We start from the raw sequence: 18,403 nt of genomic DNA, 5'->3' as shown, positions 1-18,403 counted from the left end.
GCATTATTTTGCCGGCCCCTCCACTTCGTCCCTAACCACTATGCGCCCACTCTACCCCATCCTGTTCCTGTGCCTGCTGGGGACGGTGCACGTGGGCGCTCAGAACCTGGAGTACGGTCAGGGACAACTGATCGTACAGCTCCGGGGGGACGCGGACGCCAAGCTGTGGGCCTACCGGCAACCCGAAGTGACGGCCTGGCGAAGACTGGGGCACACCGTAAACAGCCTCCTGGTTAATTTCGACTGGACCCGCTACGCCGAGGACGAACTGCGCGAGCGCTTCTCCCGCGATTCCCTTGTCATCAGTGCGCAGCTCAACCACCGGCTGAGCATGCGCCTGCGTAAGCCCAACGATCCGCGCTACGGCCAACAGTGGCAACACCACAACACCGGACAGTCGGGCGGCCTCACCGGTGCCGATTACAACCTTGAACGCGCCTGGGATATCACCACCGGTGGGGTCACGGTCAACGGCGACACCATCGTCATCGCTTCCATCGACAACGGCATCGACTTCGACCACGAAGACCTGCAGGAGAACATTTGGATCAACCGGGACGAAGTGCCCGACAACGGGATCGACGACGACCGCAACGGTTACGTCGACGACCGATTTGGCTGGAACACGGCGCTCGAATCGAAGGACATCGAGGGCGGCGGTGGCGACCACGGGACCCCCGTAATGGGGCAGATCGGTGCGGTCGGCAACAATGGACGGGGCGTGACCGGCGTCAACTGGCGGGTAAAGGTGATGAGCATCACCAATAACTTCGATCCGCTGGAGTCGGAAGTCATCCAGGCCTATAGCTACGCCCTGGAGGCTCGCCAACGCTACGACGCTACCGGAGGCCGCGAGGGAGCTTACGTCGTAGCAACGAACGCCAGTTGGGGGCGCGACCGGGCCTTCCCCTCCCAGAGTCCGATCTGGTGCGCCATCTATGATTCGCTCGGAAGCCACGGCATTCTGAACGTGGCCGCCGTACCCAACAGCGACGTCGACGTGGACGAAGTAGGCGATCTGCCCTCCCTGTGCACTTCGGAGTACCTGATCGTGGTCACCAGCCTCGACCAGCAGAACAAGCGGGTAGCGGATGCGGCCCGCGGTGCGCTTTCCGTCGACCTGGCAGCCTACGGAGAAGGGGTCTATACCACCATTCTGGGCAATGGGTACGGACCGGTGTACGGCACTTCCTACGCCGCCCCGGCCGTGACGGGCACCATTGGCCTGATGTATTCCGCCCCCTGTGCCACCTTTGGTGAATTGGCAAAGAGCGATCCCGCCGCTACGGCCCGCTACGTAAAGGACGTACTATACGGCAACCTCCGGCCCCTGGAGGACCTAACGAACGTGACCACCACCGGCGGCTCGTTGGATGCGGGAGGCGCGGTAACCGCCCTGATGGCCGATTGCGGCGGCTGTCAACCCCCCACTTCCTTCGCCATCTCGACCACCGGTGACCAGACAACCGACCTGGACTTATCGTGGAAGGAAACCGCCTCCGTGCAGCGCACAACCCTCCAGTACCGCCGCACCGGCACGACACAGTGGACGGAAGTGGCGGGCGCCAATTCACCCTACCGCCTTAGCGGCCTTCCCGGCTGCACGCCTTACGAACTGCAGCTTCGCGTTGCCTGCGGTAGCGGTACAGCCACGACCGAAATCCGGGAAATAGAAACCCCCGGTTGCTGTCGTTTGCCCGATGATTTCCAACTGACCGCCCTGTCCGGGGGGCGTATCGAGGCCGACTGGTCGCCGTTGCTTACCGCCCGCAGCTATACCCTACGGTACCAAAACCCCGACGGAGCAACGGTCGAGGTGACCACGCCGCTCAATCACCTGGAAGTCGACGAACTCAGAAATTGCCGCAATTACGAATTTCAGTTGCGAACGAACTGCGCGACGGACAGCACCGGCTTTTCGGCAAGGCGGTTACAGAAAACCTTGGGTTGTGGCGTATGCCTCGACGTGGAGTACTGCAGCCCTCCCAAACACCGCAACGAACAGGAATGGATCGCGGAGTTGCATATTCCCGGTATTCTGAGAAAGCAATCGGGTCGGGAGGCCGGTGCCTACACCAATTTCGGTGATTTGACGGAGGCGGCAGTGGTCCCCGGGGGCGTCTACCCGGTACGGCTGCTCGCCGGCTTCCGGAGCGGGGGCTTTACCGAAGATTTCCACCTGTACGTAGACTGGAACCAGGACGGAGTGCTCGCCGACGAGGAGCTTATTCTACAACAGTCGGCGGCACCGGGCAAGTACGCTACGGGAACGTTTACCGTACCCGCCGATGCTAAAACCGGCCGTACCCGCATGCGGCTCATCATGCAATTTAGTGCGGTAAGCTCCCCGGCCTGTTTGACCGGAGGCGGATCGCAGTTCGGGGGAGAAGTGGAAGACTACTGCCTAGACGTTACTTCGGCGAGGGGTTGTCCGCCCCCCGATTCGCTTACCGCAACCTACGATGAACAGGCCAATGCCACTACCCTAAACTGGGGAGCCTCCGCGGCCCCCGGGGGAGCCTACGTGATCAGGTACCGGAAGCGTACCGCTCCCGACTACACCGAAAAAAAGATCGAGGGGTTGACCTTCACGATCCAGAACATCAATCTGTGCAGCAGCTACGAGGTCCAGATCGCTAGCGACTGCGACGGCACCGTGGGTGAGTTCCGTACGGTGTACCTCGGTGACGATTGTGTTTCCCAGCGGCCGACGGCTTTTTTACCGAGCGAATGGAGCGTCTATCCCAATCCGTCTACTTCCCACGCAACGGTCAACTGGCCGCCGGAGTGGCACATCCGCGCCGTCGCACTGTACGGCGCCGACGGCCGACCGGTATGGGACACGTCTGCCGACACGACCACGGGGCAGTTGCTCATCCCACTGAATGATCTTCCTACGGGAGTGTATTTCATCCGTCTGACGGCAACGGACGGCCGCCGGGGCACCCGCAGGCTCCTGGTGTGGTAGGCCAATCTCCATTCGCTAGGCTACCTTTGGGCAATGAGCGTACATAAGGTCATCGACGTAAAGCGGGTCACTACCCACACCCTCCGGGCCATGAAGGAAGCCGGAGAGAAAATTGCCATGCTCACCGCCTACGACTACTCCATGGCGCGCATCCTGGATGCCGGTGGAGCCGATGTGCTGTTGGTAGGCGACTCGGCGAGCAACGTCATGGCGGGCCACGAAACTACTTTGCCGATTACCCTGGATCAAATGATCTACCACGCCGCCAGCGTCGTACGGGGCGTAAATCGCGCCCTGGTCATCGTCGACCTGCCCTTCGGAACCTACCAGGGCGACAGCAAGATGGCCCTTAAATCCAGTATCCGCATCATGAAAGAAAGCGGTGCCCACGCCGTGAAACTGGAGGGCGGCCAGGAAGTGGAAGACAGCATTCGCCGTATCCTCAGTGCCGGCATCCCGGTCATGGGACACCTCGGGCTCACCCCCCAGTCCATCTATAAGTTCGGCACCTACACGGTCCGCGCCAAACAGGAAGCCGAAGCGCGCCGCCTCCTTAAGGACGCCAAGATGCTCGACGAACTCGGCTGCTTCGGGATGGTACTGGAGAAGATCCCGGCGGAGTTGGCACAGCGGGTAAGCGAAAGCGTCGACGTGCCCACCATCGGCATCGGCGGCGGTGCCCACTGCGACGGACAGGTGCTCGTGACCCAGGACATGCTGGGCATAACCAAAGACTTCCATCCGCGTTTCTTACGGCGATACGCGGAGTTGTTCGATGTCATACAGAAGGCTACGGAAAGCTACGTGACCGACGTCAAGGCAGGGGACTTTCCCAACGACAAAGAACAGTATTAGCACGGCCAGACCGTATTCAGCACATGAAGAAGATTATCGCACTTATCGTGGTTGCCATCCTGCTCCTGGCCGGATTTACCTACTATCAGATCATGGTGGTCCCCGTCGTGCCGGAAGGGCGTGACGAACCCGTTGTCGTTCAGTTCCCGACGGGAAGCACCTACGAGCAGGTCATGGACTCCCTGGCCGTCCACGGCATACGGCCCAACCGGACCTTCTTCGATCCCCTGGCCAGCCGCATGGCCTTTCGCCGCGATCCCATGCGGGCCGGACGGTTCTCTATTCCACCCGGCACGAGCGCCATCGGGCTCATTCGGCGGTTGCGTAGCGGCGCCCAGGCAACGGTGGATGTCGTGCTCACCACCGAGCGCGAACCCATGAACGTAGCCGCCAAGGTGGCCCGCTTTCTGGAGCCGGACAGCCTCGATTTCCTGCGTCTATTTCAGGATTCCGTATTCGTAGACAGTATCGGCTACACGGCCGAGACGCTGCAGACGCTGTTTATCCCCAACACCTACGAAATGTACTGGAACGCCAGGCCCCGCGAGTTCGTCGCGCGCATGGTAAAGGAGCACGAGCGATTCTGGCGCGCCAACGGTCGCCTGGAAAAGGCAGCCGCCGCGGGTCTCTCTCCCGCCGAGGTTTATACCCTGGCCAGCATTGTCGAAAAGGAAAGCCTACAGGCCGTCGAGCGTCCCCGGATCGCGGGCGTCTACCTCAATCGGCTCCGCATCGGCATGCCGCTTCAGGCCGATCCCACCGCGGTGTTCGCCACCCGGGAGTTCGACGTAGGGCGGGTTTTGCACCGACACATCGAATTCGACAGCCCGTACAACACTTACCGGTATCCGGGCCTGCCCCCCGGCCCCATTACCATGGCGAGCGTGGGCAGTATCGATGCGGTGCTCTCACCGGAAGAACACAACTACCTCTACTTCTGTGCCCGCGGCGACGGGAGCGGCCTCCACAATTTTGCCAGCACCCTGGCCGGACACTCCCGCAACATCGCCATCTACGTTGCCAACCTGAAGGCAAGGGGCATCCGTTAGATCACCGCCGCACCACCCGTACGGTCCGGGTTTCCTCCCCCGCCCGTACCCGCACGAGATACAGTCCGGCGGGCCGGTCACCCAGGTGTACGGTAGCGGAAAGCTGATTCGCGTGGCCGAATTTTCTCGTTTCTATTCGCCTTCCGGTCGGATCGTAAACTTCGAGTTCGAGCAGCTGCGGCAGGTTAAGACTTAGCCGAATTTCCAGTTGCTCCGAGGTAGGATTCGGATACACCTCCAGGCCGGGCAGGGCACCGGGTTCGCGCGTAGCCACTGCGGTGAGGTCCACATTGACAAGCCGGGAGCCGGTGCACCCCAGCGCATCGGTGACGGTCACGCTGTACTGCGCCACGCTCAGGTCTCCGACGGATTGAGTGGTATCGCCCATACTCCACAAAAACGTATAGGGGGACAAGCCGCCGCGCACCGTCAGGTACGCCGTCCCGTCATCGGCGAAAATACCGGACGGGGGCACCGTCGTCAGACCGATTTCGATCGCGCCGCTGCAGCGGCGGATACTGATGTTGTCCACATCAACGAAGTAGTCGCCCGCCGTCCTGCTCACTTCCACCGTAAATCGGGCGTTCGCCCCCTCCAGATTCAGGGGGATCGAAATTCGGCTGCTGCCAGCACTCAACTCCCGTTCGAGCAACACCACCTCCGCATCGTCGCAATCCGTATTAGCGGTAACCTGTAGGCTTCCGGTAGCAACTTCGTCCTCCTCGACGGACGTCAAGCTAAGGTCGAAGGTCAGGGAATCCCCCGCCGCGAGGGGTCCGTAGCGCGCGGTGGTAAAGGTCATTGCCTCATCCTGAGCGGATAGGTTATCTGACAGGGTTGTCGAGGCATTTCCCGTGCGTCGGGCGATCACGAGGTCCGCATCCACCGACCAATCCGTCGGCTTTCGCCCGTTCTCGAAGTCGACCAGGAAGGGAAGTTCCCGCACCGGCTGGTAGACTAGCGTGATCGTATCGTTCTCCGGAGCGGTATCACCGGCGGCCATCACCCAGGCCTGGATAGTTACCGTATCGGGGGCAACGATCCCGAGATCGGCAAGAAACTGAAACGTTCTTCTTCCACCCAAGGTAGCCGGGGCGGCGGCGCGCGCCGTAAATACCGCTCCGCCGTCTATCCGATAACCCACCGTCACACTATCCACCCGCTGAGTACCGATGTCGGCGTAGGAAAACTGCAGGGTATCGCTGGTCGCCGCACAGTTTCCGTAACCAATCACCCGGGCACTCACGCCGGCCAAATCAACGCCGTCGCGCCGGGTAATGCGGATGTTGTCGATGGCCACGCCCTCCCGGATTCCGTCGCCGTCGGATTCGAAGACAAACCTCAGCTGCGCCTCACGCGCCCCCGCCAGTCCGTTGAGTTGCTGTCCTACCAGGGCGTATCCCCCGCCGAAGCCCCCGTCTCCGTCCCACGCCCGATCGCGGCCGTTGTTGTACCAGTTGATGCCGGTGGGATTTCGCTCTACCCGTTGCCAGCGCTTTCCCCCGTCGGTGGACGACTCGAGGTAGAGGCGATCAAAGTTGGCCTCGGTGTCGACGTACAGGAGAAAGGAGATGAAGGGCGCAGTAGTGAGTCCCGAGAAGTCAAAACAGGGTGACTGCAAATAACTTTTTTCGTCGTTGCTGTAATCGCCCCGGGCATTGGTGACGTAGGCGTACTCCCCCGATCCCGCGCGGTCAATTAGGGTATTGCGGGGTTTGGCGCGCTGCCAGCTCACGGGGCCGGTCCCACCGCGTTTACTCAGCCAGAAGCCGTTGTCCGCCTCGAATCCCTCAGTATAGGGAAATTCGTCGACGACCGGCAGGCTGAGAACGGTGACATCCAGGGTGTCGTTGGTGGTATTCTCGTCGCCCTCCAGTTCCGTAAATAGTTTGAAGTTGTAGTATCCGGGGGCACTTAGATCGACCATGTTATCGAAGGTGAAAAACTCGGTGCTGTCTACCCCCAGTACCCCCGTGAAAATGCCGTCGAAGGGAAAGTTTACCCCGCCCGGCGCTTCGTTTAGGGTATAGTTTACCCGGAAAAACTGTTGGGCCTGTCCGCCGAAGTTAGTGATGCCAATCGTAAGCGAATCCCGACCGGTCGCGGCACATTTGTCAATCGGCTTTAGCAGCTGAGTGATACCGATATCACTCCGCAGCTGGGTCATGATGCGAAACGGCCCGCGGCGTACCGTCGTTTCATTCGGCGTCTGACACACGGTAGAGAGGTAAAAATCGTAGCCGGTATTTGCCTCCAGGTTACCGATCCGCAACATGGTATCCTGAGTAATCACTTCACTGCCTTCCTCTCCCGCAGGATCGAAGCCGTTTAGTCCGTACTCGATCCGGTAGCTGGGTCCGGCAGCGGCGGGGGTCGAGCGAAACCGCAGGTCCACCGAGTTGTAGCGTACGCGGTACAACTCAATAGAAGCAAGGGGCGGCGGTGCGCAGGCGCGGCATTCTGCGGTGAAGGCAATGAGATTTGGTGAGGTACCCGGTGCATCGACCTGGTAGATGAGGCTGTCGTTGTTGTCCAGAATGGCGAAACTCACTTCCTCCGGAAAGGCCTCGGCGCGGTATCCCACGGTGACGGCGTCACCGTTGTTGACGGGAATGAAGAAGTCGGCGCGGCTACCGTCGTCCACCGTAGCGTCGAGGGTGTAGCTGCGGGGTACGCCCGCTACGGTAATGGTCACTGCGGCACCGCTGAGTCCGTCGCCCCCACTGTCCTGAAGTCGCAATTGGTAGAAACAGTCCTGGGCTTGCAGACCGGTCACGAGCAAAATCAGGGCGGTAAGTATGTAGTGTCGCATAGCCCGAAAAATACCACAAAGGCAGCGAACCAAGCGCTCCAATGTCCCTAAACCATTTAGGTATCGTGGCGTTAGTCACCCGGCTATCCGACAATCACTCCTCGACTCCCCCAATTTGGCGGTTTACTCCATCAACGACGTAGAAAATCTTACGGGCATCCGGGCACACACCCTGCGCGCCTGGGAGCAGCGCTACGATTTGATCGCCCCCCGCCGCAGCAAGCACAACGTCCGCTTTTACCTCGATGAAGACCTCCGGGAACTGACCACCATCGCGCTGCTTAACAAAAACGGCTACCGCATCAGTAAGATCGCCGCCATGAGCCCGACCGAGCGGGCCGAATTGGTCACTTCTCTTTCGGCACTCAACGTCAGCCCCGAAACCCAGCTCGATGCCCTTACCCTTGCGGTGGTGGAGCTCAACGAATACAAGTTCAGCCTTATCCTGGATACCAACATCGGGCAGCGGGGATTCGAAGAAACCATGATGGAGGTGGTGTACCCCTTCCTGGATAAACTGGGTGTGCTCTACTTCACCGGCTCGGTAACCGCCGTCCAGGAATCGTTCGTCGGTGGCCTGATCCGGCAGAAGATACTCTCCGCTACGGATCACCTACCGGCCATCCAGAAGTCGGATCGCACCGTCTTCGCGCTCTTCCTGCCTAAGGGGGAGCAGCAGGACCTGAGCATGCTCTTTATCCAGTACCTGTTACGCAAACGCGGCTTCCATACCCTCTACCTGGGATCAAATATCTCCCCAACGGATCTGGCGGACCTCTGCCGCGTCACCCGGGTCGATTACTTGCTTACTCACCTGTCCAACAGCTACGTCGACCGGCCGGTAGAAGACCTCGTGGCGGATATTCTGGATCAGTGTACCGAGGCCAGGCTTCTGCTGTCCGGCTACCAGGCCAGCCTACATGACCTCAGCGCGTTCGTAAGGGTAGAAAAGGTATCCGGCCTCGGAGAAATTCTTGCCTTTCTGGCGAAACTTAGTAAGCGCGAAGGTCTGAGTATTGCATCAGGGAGATGATCTGCCAGTTGTTGAGGGTACGCTCCACTTCCGCGGGGTGGATGGCGGCCAGCGCGACCAGGGTGCTACCGGACATCGGCCTCGGCAACAGATCGCTGTAGTACTCCGGGAAGGCCCGGCGCTCGTCTTCACTCGCCTGCGCACGGTCCTGGTGCACGGCCCGCGTCGCGTTGCTCCATACTTCGAATCCCAGCCCGGCGTCGTAGCACAGCTGCTCAAGTTGTTCAATGGCGGATTCCTCGCTGGTGTGCAACAGACAACTGAACGTTTGGTAGGGAGATCGCTTAATGCAGTCCACCGATTGGTAGATCGATATCCGCCGCTGCGCCACTACGTTGTAGCCCTTTCGCCCCCTGCGGTCGTACAGCACGAGATCCCGGTAGCGGGTCCCGCTGCCGGGGTGCGGGATGCTCACCACACGGCCCCGTGCGGCGTCCAGGGTTTGCATCCATAGTATTTCGTAGCCGTCCTCGTGGCGCAGCTGAAGCCCCACCGGAGCGTCGGTTCGCACACGATCGAATCCGAATTTCGCCCAGACGGTCTGGGCGGTGCGCATACGCTTCAGGGGCACCGCGGCCAGACCGAGTTGCCACCAGGCATCGCGGTCGTCGGCATCCAGGGCAACGGTTTTGCTCCAGTAGTGAAAGGCCGGTTTCCACTCCTTACGGCGCGTATAAATGACGGCCAGACTACGAAAGGCGGCAGACCAGTCCGGCACGATGCGGGTCACCTTCTTCAGCAACTTCACGGCAGTGTACGGATCCCCCACTTTGTCGTAGCGGAGGGCCTGCTCGTAGAGGTCCAGATGATTAGGAGGTAAGTTCATGTGCCGTGGTGTAGGGGAATACTTTCCGGGGCTTATTAACGTATCAGGGTAGCCGTGGTTGTGTGCTCAACCAGTCTTACGGGTCGGGCGTTGGCAAGGTATGGATATTCGTTCCCTTAGCCTCGATGAGCTAACCTCACAGTTGATTCTCACCGGCGAAAAAAAATTTCGGGCCAAGCAGGTCTACGAATGGCTCTGGCAAAAGGGGGCCCGCACCTTCGACGAGATGACCAATCTGTCGCTCGACCTGAGGGAGAAATTAAAGGAAAATTACGAGTTGCCGGTCGTCACCCTCGACAAATTGCAACGCAGTAGCGACGGCACCGTCAAGAGCCGCTTCCGCCTCCACGACGGCCACCTGATCGAATCGGTGCTGATTCCCGTCGTCGCTGATGACCGATTTACCGTCTGCGTCTCCAGCCAGGTCGGCTGTAGCCTCAGCTGCACTTTCTGCGCCACCGGACGCATGAAACGCCTGCGCAACCTCACCGCGGCCGAAATCTACGACCAGGTGTACCTGGTCAACGAGCAGTGCCTCGAGATCTTCGGCAAACCCCTGACCAACATCGTCTACATGGGCATGGGAGAGCCCCTGCTCGCCTTTCGCGAGGTAGTAGGCAGCATCGATCGCATCACCAGCCATACCGGATTGAACATGGCCCCCCGCCGCCTCACTGTCTCCACGGCCGGCATCGCCAAAATGATCCGTAAGCTCGCCGACGAAGACACCAAAGTCAATCTCGCGCTCAGCCTCCACGCCGCCGACGACCTGAAGCGCAACGAGATCATGCCCATCAACGAGACCAACAACCTGGAGGCAATCATCGAAAGCCTCGAGTATTTCTACGAAAAGACCAAAAAGCGCATCGGATTTGAGTACATCACCTTCCAGGATTTCAATGACTCTCTGGAGGATGCCGAACAACTCTACCGCATCTGCCGCCGGGTCCCCAGCATGGTCAACATCATCGAGTACAATCCGATCGACAACGCCCCCTTCCGCAAGTCCAGCGAGCACCGCATCGACGATTTCGCAACTTATTTGCGCGACCGGGGCATCATGGTTACCGTCCGCCGCAGCAGGGGAAAGGACATCGACGCGGCCTGCGGCCAACTCGCCAATAAGGCCTAAAGCTTCGTCAGGATTGACTCCAGCTCCCGCTGCTTATCCTCGTCGTCGATCAGGTAGACCGGCAGCACCACCCGTTCGCCATCGCGCAGCGATAAGATCAGCTCACGGACGGACGGACGGCTTACTTCCCGGACCGTCGCGAGATCTAGTACCTGCCGGCCGGTCACCTGGTCCAGTGAATAAGTCATCACGCCGTCCTCGATTTCAACAAAGCGTTCTGGCGGATCCTCACCGTCCCCCCCGTGGCTGTAGGTGAAGTAGCCGATAAGGATGCTTGCGATGAGGTAGATTAGTCCCAGTACCAACGACCAGATGTGACTGTTGTCATCGCCCACCGTCCATTCGGTGAAGTAGCGGTAGAGCGAGTGAACCGCGGCCACTAACAGCAGCATCGCGCCGAAGTAGAAGAGCAGGTGCAGAAACCGGGTCGTCCGGGGATTGGGATGCTCGGTTCGGAAGGTGTAGTCTGGTATCACGCCAGCGAAGATAACCGCTTGTCGGCATACCCGCCCCACTACCCGCTTCGATCGGTCACCGGATGAAGACGATCTTCCCTACGGCATGCTGTTCGTTTTCCAGGCTGAACCGTCCGTTGCTCGAGGCGAAGATCAGGTATACCCCCGTCGTGACCCTGCGACCGTTGTAGTCCGTACCCTCCCACGTAAATTGTCCGCCAATGGCCGTACCCTCTTCCACCAACTTCCCACTCAGGTCGGTGATCTTGACGCGGGCGTCGCGCATCAGTCCCCGAATGGCGATTTGCCCGTCGTAACCGGGCTCGACCGGATTGGGAAAAACGACCAGATCCCGGGCAAAAAAGTTTTCCGCAAGTGTCGCATCACTGCGGTAACTGATTACCCCGAGCTCCGTGCCGAAGTACACCGTACCGGTGGTCGGGTCGATGGCAATATCGCGCACCAGGTCGTCCAGCAACGGGCTGTTGCCCCGGTCGAAGAAGAGCTGCTGTTCCCGACCGTCTTCCGAAAGCAAGTAGGCCCCACCGCTGGTACCGACCCACTTCCGGTTACCCCCATCGACGGTGAGGGCCCGGATTTCTTCCGTTTCCAGCAGGAAGCCCCCGAACCCGTCGTCGGCCTCCACTTGCGGGCGCCGACCCGGGCACGCTGTCGCATCAAAGACCCGATCGCCGCACTCGAAGACCACGATGCCCATCACGGTCCCGATCCACACGGCTCCCTGTAGGTCGACGGCAATGCTGCGCACTTCGTTGGTGGGCAGTTCGCTGTTGCTTGTGGTAATGGTCCGGCAGCGGTCGTCGCTGGGGTCCAGTGGGGTACCCATCGGATCGATCACCGTGATGCCGCCGTTGCTCCCGTCCCGGTGCAGTACCCACACATATCCCTGCTCGTCTACGGAGATGTCGATGGCAATATTCAAATCGCAGGACTGCCCGAGTGCCGCCCATTCCCCCTCCGGACTCCTCACGCTAACAATGCCGTTCTGTGCCGCGCGACTTATCCCGAAATAAGTGAATCCGTTCGCGTCGGTGGCTCCTCCGGCTGCCCGAATGCGGCCAGGTCCGGCGTCGGGCGCCAACTGAATGCTGCTGTTGGTTTCGTCGTAGAGGGTGGCTTCCCCCTCCGCATCCAGGCCAATGACGCCCTCGAAGAAGGAGCTGAAGTAGTGGACTTGGTTGATGGGATCGTAGTGTACGTCGACGATGGTGGCAACGTCGTCGTCGCCCCCCACCGATCCGTTGCGCCCCCGGAAGGCAGGTGTGTTGTTCCGGTCGTAGGTCGACCAGCTTCCTTCGCTGTAGTGGTACACCCCCTTAAAATCAAAGGTGGGAGTGGTGTTTTCGTCGAGTTGGCCGGGGGCCACCCACAGGGAGGTTCCGTCGTGTAGGAGCCGGTAGTTGTTGTCGTCGAGGGGACCGGGATAGGCCAGTCTCCTACATTCTCCGTCGGCCGCCGTCAGGTAGCGAATGCTCTCCGCCGCGTCTCCGAACCAGATGCGGCCCCGATCGTCCTCAATCGCGTTCACGGTGCGGTAGGCGCAGTCGCGGAGTTGCCGCGCCGACCCCGGAGCTTCCTCCAGTGCGATGATCTCCCGGTCGGCGCAATTTCCGGTCGTACACTGATAGCCCGCCAGCAGCAGCTTGGCGCCGCCACTGAGGTACTGCAAACGGTTCTGCTTCACCGGGGCATCGTAGAGAACGCTCGCCGTGTCTACGGACAGCCGCCAAACGTCTTCGTTTACTCCAAAGTAAAACTGGTCGTTCCACACGGTCACGGTGGATGTGCCGTAATCTCCGGGTAGCCCGAAGTCCGGCCCCAGCAGGTCCCAACTGTTAAAGTCGTTCAGGTTGACGCCCGTTAGTGGAGCGCGGTACAGCCCCTCTTCGGTTCCGGCGTAGATCCTTCCCTCAAACTCAGTGGCGCTCTCCACGCGCACCCCGGTAAAGGTCGTAAAGGTGAACGTTTCGTCGTTCAACGAGAGCGCTGAGACGCCATAGCCGGCGGCAAGGTAGATGCGGTTGTTCTGGCCGAAGGTTACGTCGTAGATGCGCTTGTCTCCGCTGAAGTTGAAGTTATCGATCTGCCGCAGCGTAGTGAACCGCCCGTCCCGCAGCAGATCGATGGTACTGTTCTCGTATACGATGATCAGCGTGGCGGTGGACTCGTGGTACTTGACGATGGTGATGCGCCCCCCGGCCAACCCGTCGGTGCGGGTCAGCTTCCGGAAGCTGAGGTCCTCCTTGTCCAGGTAGAACAGGGCATTGCCGGTGGTATAGATGATCGATTCCGGACTTTCCGTCACGTAAAACCCGTTGGAGAAGGATTGCAGGCTTCGCCACTGACCGAGGCTGTCGGCCTGTCCGGCAATCATTACTGCCCACAGCAGGCACAGCCCCAACAAAGAATTTTTCAACGGCATACAGCAAAGGTACATTAGGGCGGGTGCGCGGGTGCGGAGGAACCACCGGAAAGCAATGTCAACGGGCTTACCTAAGTCGAAGATGCCCACCCCTGACGTCCCGTTGCTTAGCCGCTGGCCAAAAGCACTAAATTGCACACCCCGCTGCGCCATCCCCCACCATGACCACTCCCTCCCCCGGCATCGTTGTCTTCTACCTGCCGGATAAGGGCTACGGCTACCTCCGCCTCGCAGGCACCCGGGAGGAATTCCACTTTCGCAAACGCAACCTGCGCTCCCCCAGTGTTAAAAAGGGTGACCTGGTTCGCTTCCTCCTGCGCGAGGGTCCCGGTGGCTACTACGCCGATGCCATCGAGCTGACCGGCATCACCTAGCCGCCGGCCCGTCGTCGGCCGACCGAGGCACGTCGTCGGCCGACCGAGGCACGAGGCTCGTCCGCCGACTGAACCAAAAAGCACAAGGAAGCGATACTGATCTCCCAGGCCACGACTCGGCGGACGAGCTCAGGCTCGGCCGACGAGGTGGCCCGCCGTCAGCCGACCGAGGCATAAGTCGTCGGCCGACCGAGGCATAAGTCGTCGGCCGACCGAGGTACGAGGCTCGTCCGCCGACTAGACCGGAAAGCCTAGGGAAGCGATTCTGATCTCTACGCCACGACTCGGCGGACGAGCTTAGGCTCGGCCGACGAGGTGGCCCGTCGTCGGCCGACCGAGGCATAGTCGTCGGCCGACCGAGGTACGAGGCTCGTCCGCCGACTAGACCAGAAATCACCCCACCTTTTTATCTTCCCGGCATGTACTATCCCAACGTCATCTACCACGTGTACAACCAATCCATCAACTTCGAGCCGCTGTTCCGCAACGAGGGGAATTACCTGTTTTTCCTACAAAAGTTACGGGTGCATTTGCTCCCCGTAACGGATGTACTCTGCTACTGCCTTATGCCGGATCACTTCCACCTACAATTAATTCCCAAACCGGAGGGGTGCGAATTGGCAACGGTGGGAACATCCGCCGGAAACCACCAAGTTATTCATGCGCGGTTCAGGACCATCTTGAGCAGCTACACCCGCGCGTTTAACAATGAACACGGGCGCCGCGGCAGCCTCTTCCGCGCTGGGACCAAGTATAAACCCGCTTATGCGGACTTTCTCCCGGAAAATTGGGAGATGCGGGAAGATGACCCCTTCACCCGGTATATCCCCTACGTAAGAATTTGCTTTGAGTACATCCACCAGAATCCAGTGCGGGCCCGGCTCGTCCATGCTCCGGAGCATTGGGCCTTTTCCTCGGCAAAGGACTACGCCGGTCTTCGGGAGGGATCCCTGTGTAATTATGTGCTCGCCGAGAAATTAATTGGGGTTGGGCGGGATGGTCGTCGGCCGACCGAGGCATAAGTCGTCGGCCGACCGAGGCACGAGGCTCGTCCGCCGACTAGACCGGAAAGCCCAAGGAAGCAATACTGATCTCCCAGGCCACGACTCGGCGGACGAGCTCGGGCTCGGCCGACGAGGTGGCCCGTCGTCGGCCGGCCGAGGCACGAGGCTCGTCCGCCGACTAGACTGGAAAGTCCATCGAAGCGATACTGATCTCCCAGGCCACGACTCGTCGGACGAGCTTGGGCTCGGCCGACGAGGTGGCCCGTCGTCGGCCGACCGAGGTCTAGTCGTCGGCCGACCGAGGTACGAGGCTCGTCCGCCGACTAGACCGGAAAGTCCATCGAAGCGATACTGATCTCCCACACCACGACTCGGCGGACGAGCTTGGGCTCGGCCGACGAGGTGGCGGGCTCGGCTGGCGGGGTGGCGGGCTCGGCCGACGAAGTGGCAGGCTCGGCCGACGATTAAGGCACAACCACTTGTGCCGTTTTCGGGTTAGTAGGTCTATGCTTTCCCCAACGACCACCGCACCTGCGACCCCGCCCAACGAAGTATCCGAGTTGCCGCACACCGAACGATTTATCACGGTAATCGGTGCGAAGGAACACAACCTCAAGGACATCGACGTGGAACTGCCCCGCAACGAGCTGGTGGTGATCACCGGACTCAGCGGAAGCGGCAAATCAAGCCTGGCGTTCGATACGATTTACGCCGAGGGGCAGCGGCGCTACATGGAGACCTTCAGCAGCTACGCCCGGCAGTTTATGGGCACGATGGAACGGCCCGACGTGGAGCAGATCACCGGCCTCAGCCCCGTCATCTCCATCGAGCAGAAGACCACCAACCGGAGTCCGCGCTCAACGGTGGGTACGGTTACGGAGATCTACGACTTCCTGCGCCTGCTCTTCGCCCGCGCCGGCACGGCCTACAGCCACGTGAGCGGTAAACCGATGCTCCGATACACGGAAGAGCAAATGCTGGACCAGATCGCCGAAACCTACAACGGCCGCAAGATCATCGTGCTCTCCCCCCTCGTACGTGGGCGTAAGGGACACTACCGCGAACTCTTCGACCAGGTACGCAAGCAGGGGTACACCAAAGTGCGGGTCGACGGGCAGATCGAAGACCTGGTGGAGGGCATGCAGGTGAGCCGCTACAAGGTGCACGACATCGAACTCGTGGTAGACCGCATCAAGATGGGCCCCGACCGCCTGGATCGCCTCCGGCAGGCCGTGGCCACCTCCCTTAAAATGGGCGACGGGCTGGTGCTCGTCCAGGATGCCGAGACCGGTGAAGCCTCCCCCTACTCCAAAAACCTGATGGACGCCGAGAACGGCATCAGCTACGAGGAGCCGAGTCCGAACACCTTCAGCTTCAACTCGCCCTACGGCTACTGCCCGACGTGTAAGGGGCTGGGGCAGGTGAACAGTCCCGACATCACGAAGATCATTCCCGATCGCTCCCTGAGCATCAACAAAGGCGGACTGGTACCGCTGGGCGACACCCGCGACAACACGACCTTCAAGCAGATCAAGGCAATCGCTAAGGCCGAGAAGTTCAAACTCAGCGACCCGATCGAAAAGATCGCACCGGAGGCGCTGAACGTGATCCTGTACGGCCGCAAGGCAAACGGCAAGAAAAAGAAGAGCAAGTACGACAAGAGCGCCCACGACCTGGTCTGGGACGTCGAGCAGAACGGCCTCGTCAACATGATCGTGCGCTGGTACGAGGAAACCACCAGCGAACGCATCCGCACCTGGGCCGAGGAGTTCATGACCATCGACACCTGCCCCACCTGCAACGGCGACCGACTGCGCACCGAAGCCCGCCACTTTAAGGTGAAGAACAAGACGATCAGCGACCTGGCCCGGATGGACCTGGGAGAGCTCGGCATTTGGATGGAAACGGCGGAAGAGGGAATGGACGAGCGCACCACCCTGATCGCTACCGACATCCTGAAGGAGATTCGGTTCCGGCTCCAGTTTCTGCTGCACGTAGGCCTGGGATACCTGAGCCTCGACCGGCCCGGCCGTACGCTTTCCGGCGGGGAGGCCCAGCGGATCCGACTGGCGACCCAGATCGGCAGCCAACTGACCGGCATCACCTACATCCTCGACGAGCCCAGTATTGGGCTACACCAGCGCGACAATCAGCGGTTGATCGCCGCCCTGCGCGACCTTACCAATATCGGCAACAGCGTACTCGTGGTGGAGCACGATAAAGATATTATGATGGCTAGCGACTACCTGCTGGATCTAGGTCCGGGAGCCGGCGTCAACGGCGGCTATGTGGTGACGGCGGGCAAACCGGCCGATTTTTTGAAGGACAAGAACGCCGGCAGCATCACCAGCGATTACCTGGCGGGGCGCAAGCGGATCGAACTGCCGGAAAAGCGCAGAAAGGGGAACGGCAAATTCCTCACGCTGAAGGGCGCCGGCGGAAATAACCTGAAGGGCGTGGATATCAAAATTCCCCTCGGCACCCTCACCTGCGTAACGGGTGTATCGGGCAGCGGAAAATCGACCCTCATCAATGAGACCCTCTACCCCATCCTGCGGCAGCATTTTTACAACAGCGTAAAGAAGCCCCTCGAGCACGGTCGGGTCTACGGCCTGCAGCACATCGACAAGGTGATCGACATCGACCAGTCGCCCATCGGCCGCACGCCACGCTCAAACCCCGCCACCTACACCGGCGTGTTTACCGACATTCGCCAGCTGTTTACTAAGCTGCCGGAGGCCATGATCCGGGGCTACAAACCCGGTCGCTTCAGCTTCAACGTGAAGGGCGGGCGCTGCGAAGTATGTAAGGGCAGCGGCATGCGCACCATCGAGATGAACTTCCTGCCCGACGTCGAGGTGCAGTGCGAGAACTGCCAGGGCATGCGTTTCAATCGCGAGACGCTGGAAATTCTTTACAAGGGTAAGTCCATCACCGACGTACTCAACATGAGCGTGACGGAGGCGGCCGATTTCTTCCAGCCCATCCCGAAGATCTACCGCCGGATGAAGACCCTCAAGGATGTGGGCCTCGGCTACATCACCCTCGGCCAACGCGCCACTACCCTATCGGGTGGCGAAGCACAGCGCGTAAAACTGGCGGAGGAGCTGAGCAAGCGGGATACCGGCCAGACGGTCTACATCCTCGACGAACCCACCACCGGACTACACTTCGAGGACATCAAGTACCTGCTCAAGGTGCTGCAGAAACTGGTGGACAAGGGCAATACCGTCATCGTCATCGAGCACACCATGGACGTAATCAAAGTAGCTGATTACGTGATCGATATGGGACCGGAGGGGGGTCGCGGTGGGGGTAAAGTAGTCGCGACGGGTACCCCGGAGGAAGTCGCACGGGAGACGAAAAGCCACACGGGGCGCTTTCTACGGGCCGAACTCGGGGCAGATATGGCTTAGGAATTCGCATCCGACACCTAAATCAGTTAGTTTCAC

At 60.3% G+C, this 18,403-nt stretch carries 12 protein-coding genes; 8 read left to right on the top strand and 4 right to left on the bottom strand.

From position 1 onward, the window contains the following. The first annotated feature begins 40 nt into the window (after positions 1–40). From GGR28_RS11680 to mltG, 3 genes are read left to right on the top strand one after another with little or no spacing between them, the layout of a single operon-like run. A complete protein-coding gene (locus GGR28_RS11680) occupies positions 41–2,968 on the top strand; it encodes a S8 family peptidase (RefSeq protein ID WP_183495966.1) in 2,928 nt (975 codons plus the stop codon). Positions 2,969–3,001: 33 nt separating this feature from the next. Further along, positions 3,002–3,823 (top strand): 3-methyl-2-oxobutanoate hydroxymethyltransferase, encoded by an 822-nt coding sequence (panB, locus tag GGR28_RS11675; RefSeq protein ID WP_183495965.1) that lies wholly within the window; start codon positions 3,002–3,004, stop codon positions 3,821–3,823. 23 nt (positions 3,824–3,846) lie between these two features. After that, positions 3,847–4,872, top strand: coding sequence for an endolytic transglycosylase MltG (gene mltG / locus GGR28_RS11670; RefSeq protein WP_183495964.1), 1,026 nt, complete (start codon positions 3,847–3,849; stop codon positions 4,870–4,872). A 1-nt stretch (position 4,873) separates the two neighbouring features. On the opposite strand, the gene GGR28_RS11665 is transcribed toward mltG, so the two are convergent. Further along, positions 4,874–7,684: a T9SS type A sorting domain-containing protein gene (locus GGR28_RS11665; protein WP_183495963.1), complete on the bottom strand. Its 2,811-nt coding sequence runs from the start codon at positions 7,682–7,684 to the stop codon at positions 4,874–4,876. Positions 7,685–7,799: 115 nt separating this feature from the next. Here GGR28_RS11665 and GGR28_RS11660 point away from each other — a divergent pair, with 115 nt between their 5' ends. Beyond that, on the top strand, positions 7,800–8,717 hold the full coding sequence (locus GGR28_RS11660) for a MerR family transcriptional regulator (protein ID WP_183495962.1): 918 nt from the start codon (positions 7,800–7,802) through the stop codon (positions 8,715–8,717). Here GGR28_RS11660 and GGR28_RS11655 read toward each other — a convergent pair. Then, positions 8,677–9,543: a tetratricopeptide repeat protein gene (locus GGR28_RS11655; RefSeq protein ID WP_183495961.1), complete on the bottom strand. Its 867-nt coding sequence runs from the start codon at positions 9,541–9,543 to the stop codon at positions 8,677–8,679. The genes GGR28_RS11660 and GGR28_RS11655 overlap by 41 nt on opposite strands. Before the next feature lie 100 nt (positions 9,544–9,643). Between GGR28_RS11655 and rlmN the strand changes: the two genes are divergently transcribed. Beyond that, positions 9,644–10,675 carry a 23S rRNA (adenine(2503)-C(2))-methyltransferase RlmN gene (gene rlmN / locus GGR28_RS11650; RefSeq protein WP_183495960.1) on the top strand — a complete coding sequence of 344 codons (1,032 nt, stop codon included), beginning with the start codon at positions 9,644–9,646 and terminating at the stop codon, positions 10,673–10,675. Here the strand turns inward: rlmN and GGR28_RS11645 are convergent. Further along, positions 10,672–11,151 (bottom strand): DUF308 domain-containing protein, encoded by a 480-nt coding sequence (locus GGR28_RS11645; protein ID WP_183495959.1) that lies wholly within the window; start codon positions 11,149–11,151, stop codon positions 10,672–10,674. The genes rlmN and GGR28_RS11645 overlap by 4 nt on opposite strands. Positions 11,152–11,206: 55 nt before the next feature. Beyond that, complete coding sequence (porZ, locus tag GGR28_RS11640; protein WP_183495958.1) at positions 11,207–13,573, bottom strand: type IX secretion system anionic LPS delivery protein PorZ; 2,367 nt, start codon at positions 13,571–13,573, stop codon at positions 11,207–11,209. Positions 13,574–13,734: 161 nt separating this feature from the next. Here porZ and GGR28_RS11635 point away from each other — a divergent pair, with 161 nt between their 5' ends. The 3 genes from GGR28_RS11635 (at position 13,735) to uvrA (ending at position 18,367) form a co-directional block, all read left to right on the top strand. Further along, positions 13,735–13,947 carry a hypothetical protein gene (locus GGR28_RS11635; protein ID WP_183495957.1) on the top strand — a complete coding sequence of 71 codons (213 nt, stop codon included), beginning with the start codon at positions 13,735–13,737 and terminating at the stop codon, positions 13,945–13,947. 419 nt (positions 13,948–14,366) lie between these two features. After that, entirely contained in the window at positions 14,367–14,969 is a 603-nt protein-coding gene (locus tag GGR28_RS11630; RefSeq protein ID WP_183495956.1) for a hypothetical protein, read from the top strand. 488 nt (positions 14,970–15,457) lie between these two features. Further along, positions 15,458–18,367, top strand: a complete 2,910-nt coding sequence (gene uvrA, locus GGR28_RS11625; protein WP_183495955.1) for an excinuclease ABC subunit UvrA — start codon at positions 15,458–15,460, stop codon at positions 18,365–18,367. Positions 18,368–18,403: the final 36 nt, after the last annotated feature.

It is taken from the genome of Neolewinella aquimaris, assembly GCF_014197245.1.
Lineage (GTDB): Bacteria > Bacteroidota > Bacteroidia > Chitinophagales > Saprospiraceae > Neolewinella > Neolewinella aquimaris.
The sequence above is the reverse complement of the archived record's forward strand: the minus strand, read 5'-3'. Positions and strand labels throughout refer to the sequence as shown.

Coding starts and splice junctions, on each gene's coding strand:
- uvrA (WP_183495955.1), top strand. CDS start 15,458: ATGCTTTCCCCAACGACCACCGCACCTGCGACCCCGCCCAACGAAGTA.
- GGR28_RS11655 (WP_183495961.1), bottom strand. CDS start 9,543: ATGAACTTACCTCCTAATCATCTGGACCTCTACGAGCAGGCCCTCCGC.
- porZ (WP_183495958.1), bottom strand. CDS start 13,573: ATGCCGTTGAAAAATTCTTTGTTGGGGCTGTGCCTGCTGTGGGCAGTA.
- mltG (WP_183495964.1), top strand. CDS start 3,847: ATGAAGAAGATTATCGCACTTATCGTGGTTGCCATCCTGCTCCTGGCC.
- panB (WP_183495965.1), top strand. CDS start 3,002: ATGAGCGTACATAAGGTCATCGACGTAAAGCGGGTCACTACCCACACC.
- rlmN (WP_183495960.1), top strand. CDS start 9,644: ATGGATATTCGTTCCCTTAGCCTCGATGAGCTAACCTCACAGTTGATT.
- GGR28_RS11680 (WP_183495966.1), top strand. CDS start 41: ATGCGCCCACTCTACCCCATCCTGTTCCTGTGCCTGCTGGGGACGGTG.
- GGR28_RS11635 (WP_183495957.1), top strand. CDS start 13,735: ATGACCACTCCCTCCCCCGGCATCGTTGTCTTCTACCTGCCGGATAAG.
- GGR28_RS11665 (WP_183495963.1), bottom strand. CDS start 7,684: ATGCGACACTACATACTTACCGCCCTGATTTTGCTCGTGACCGGTCTG.
- GGR28_RS11630 (WP_183495956.1), top strand. CDS start 14,367: ATGTACTATCCCAACGTCATCTACCACGTGTACAACCAATCCATCAAC.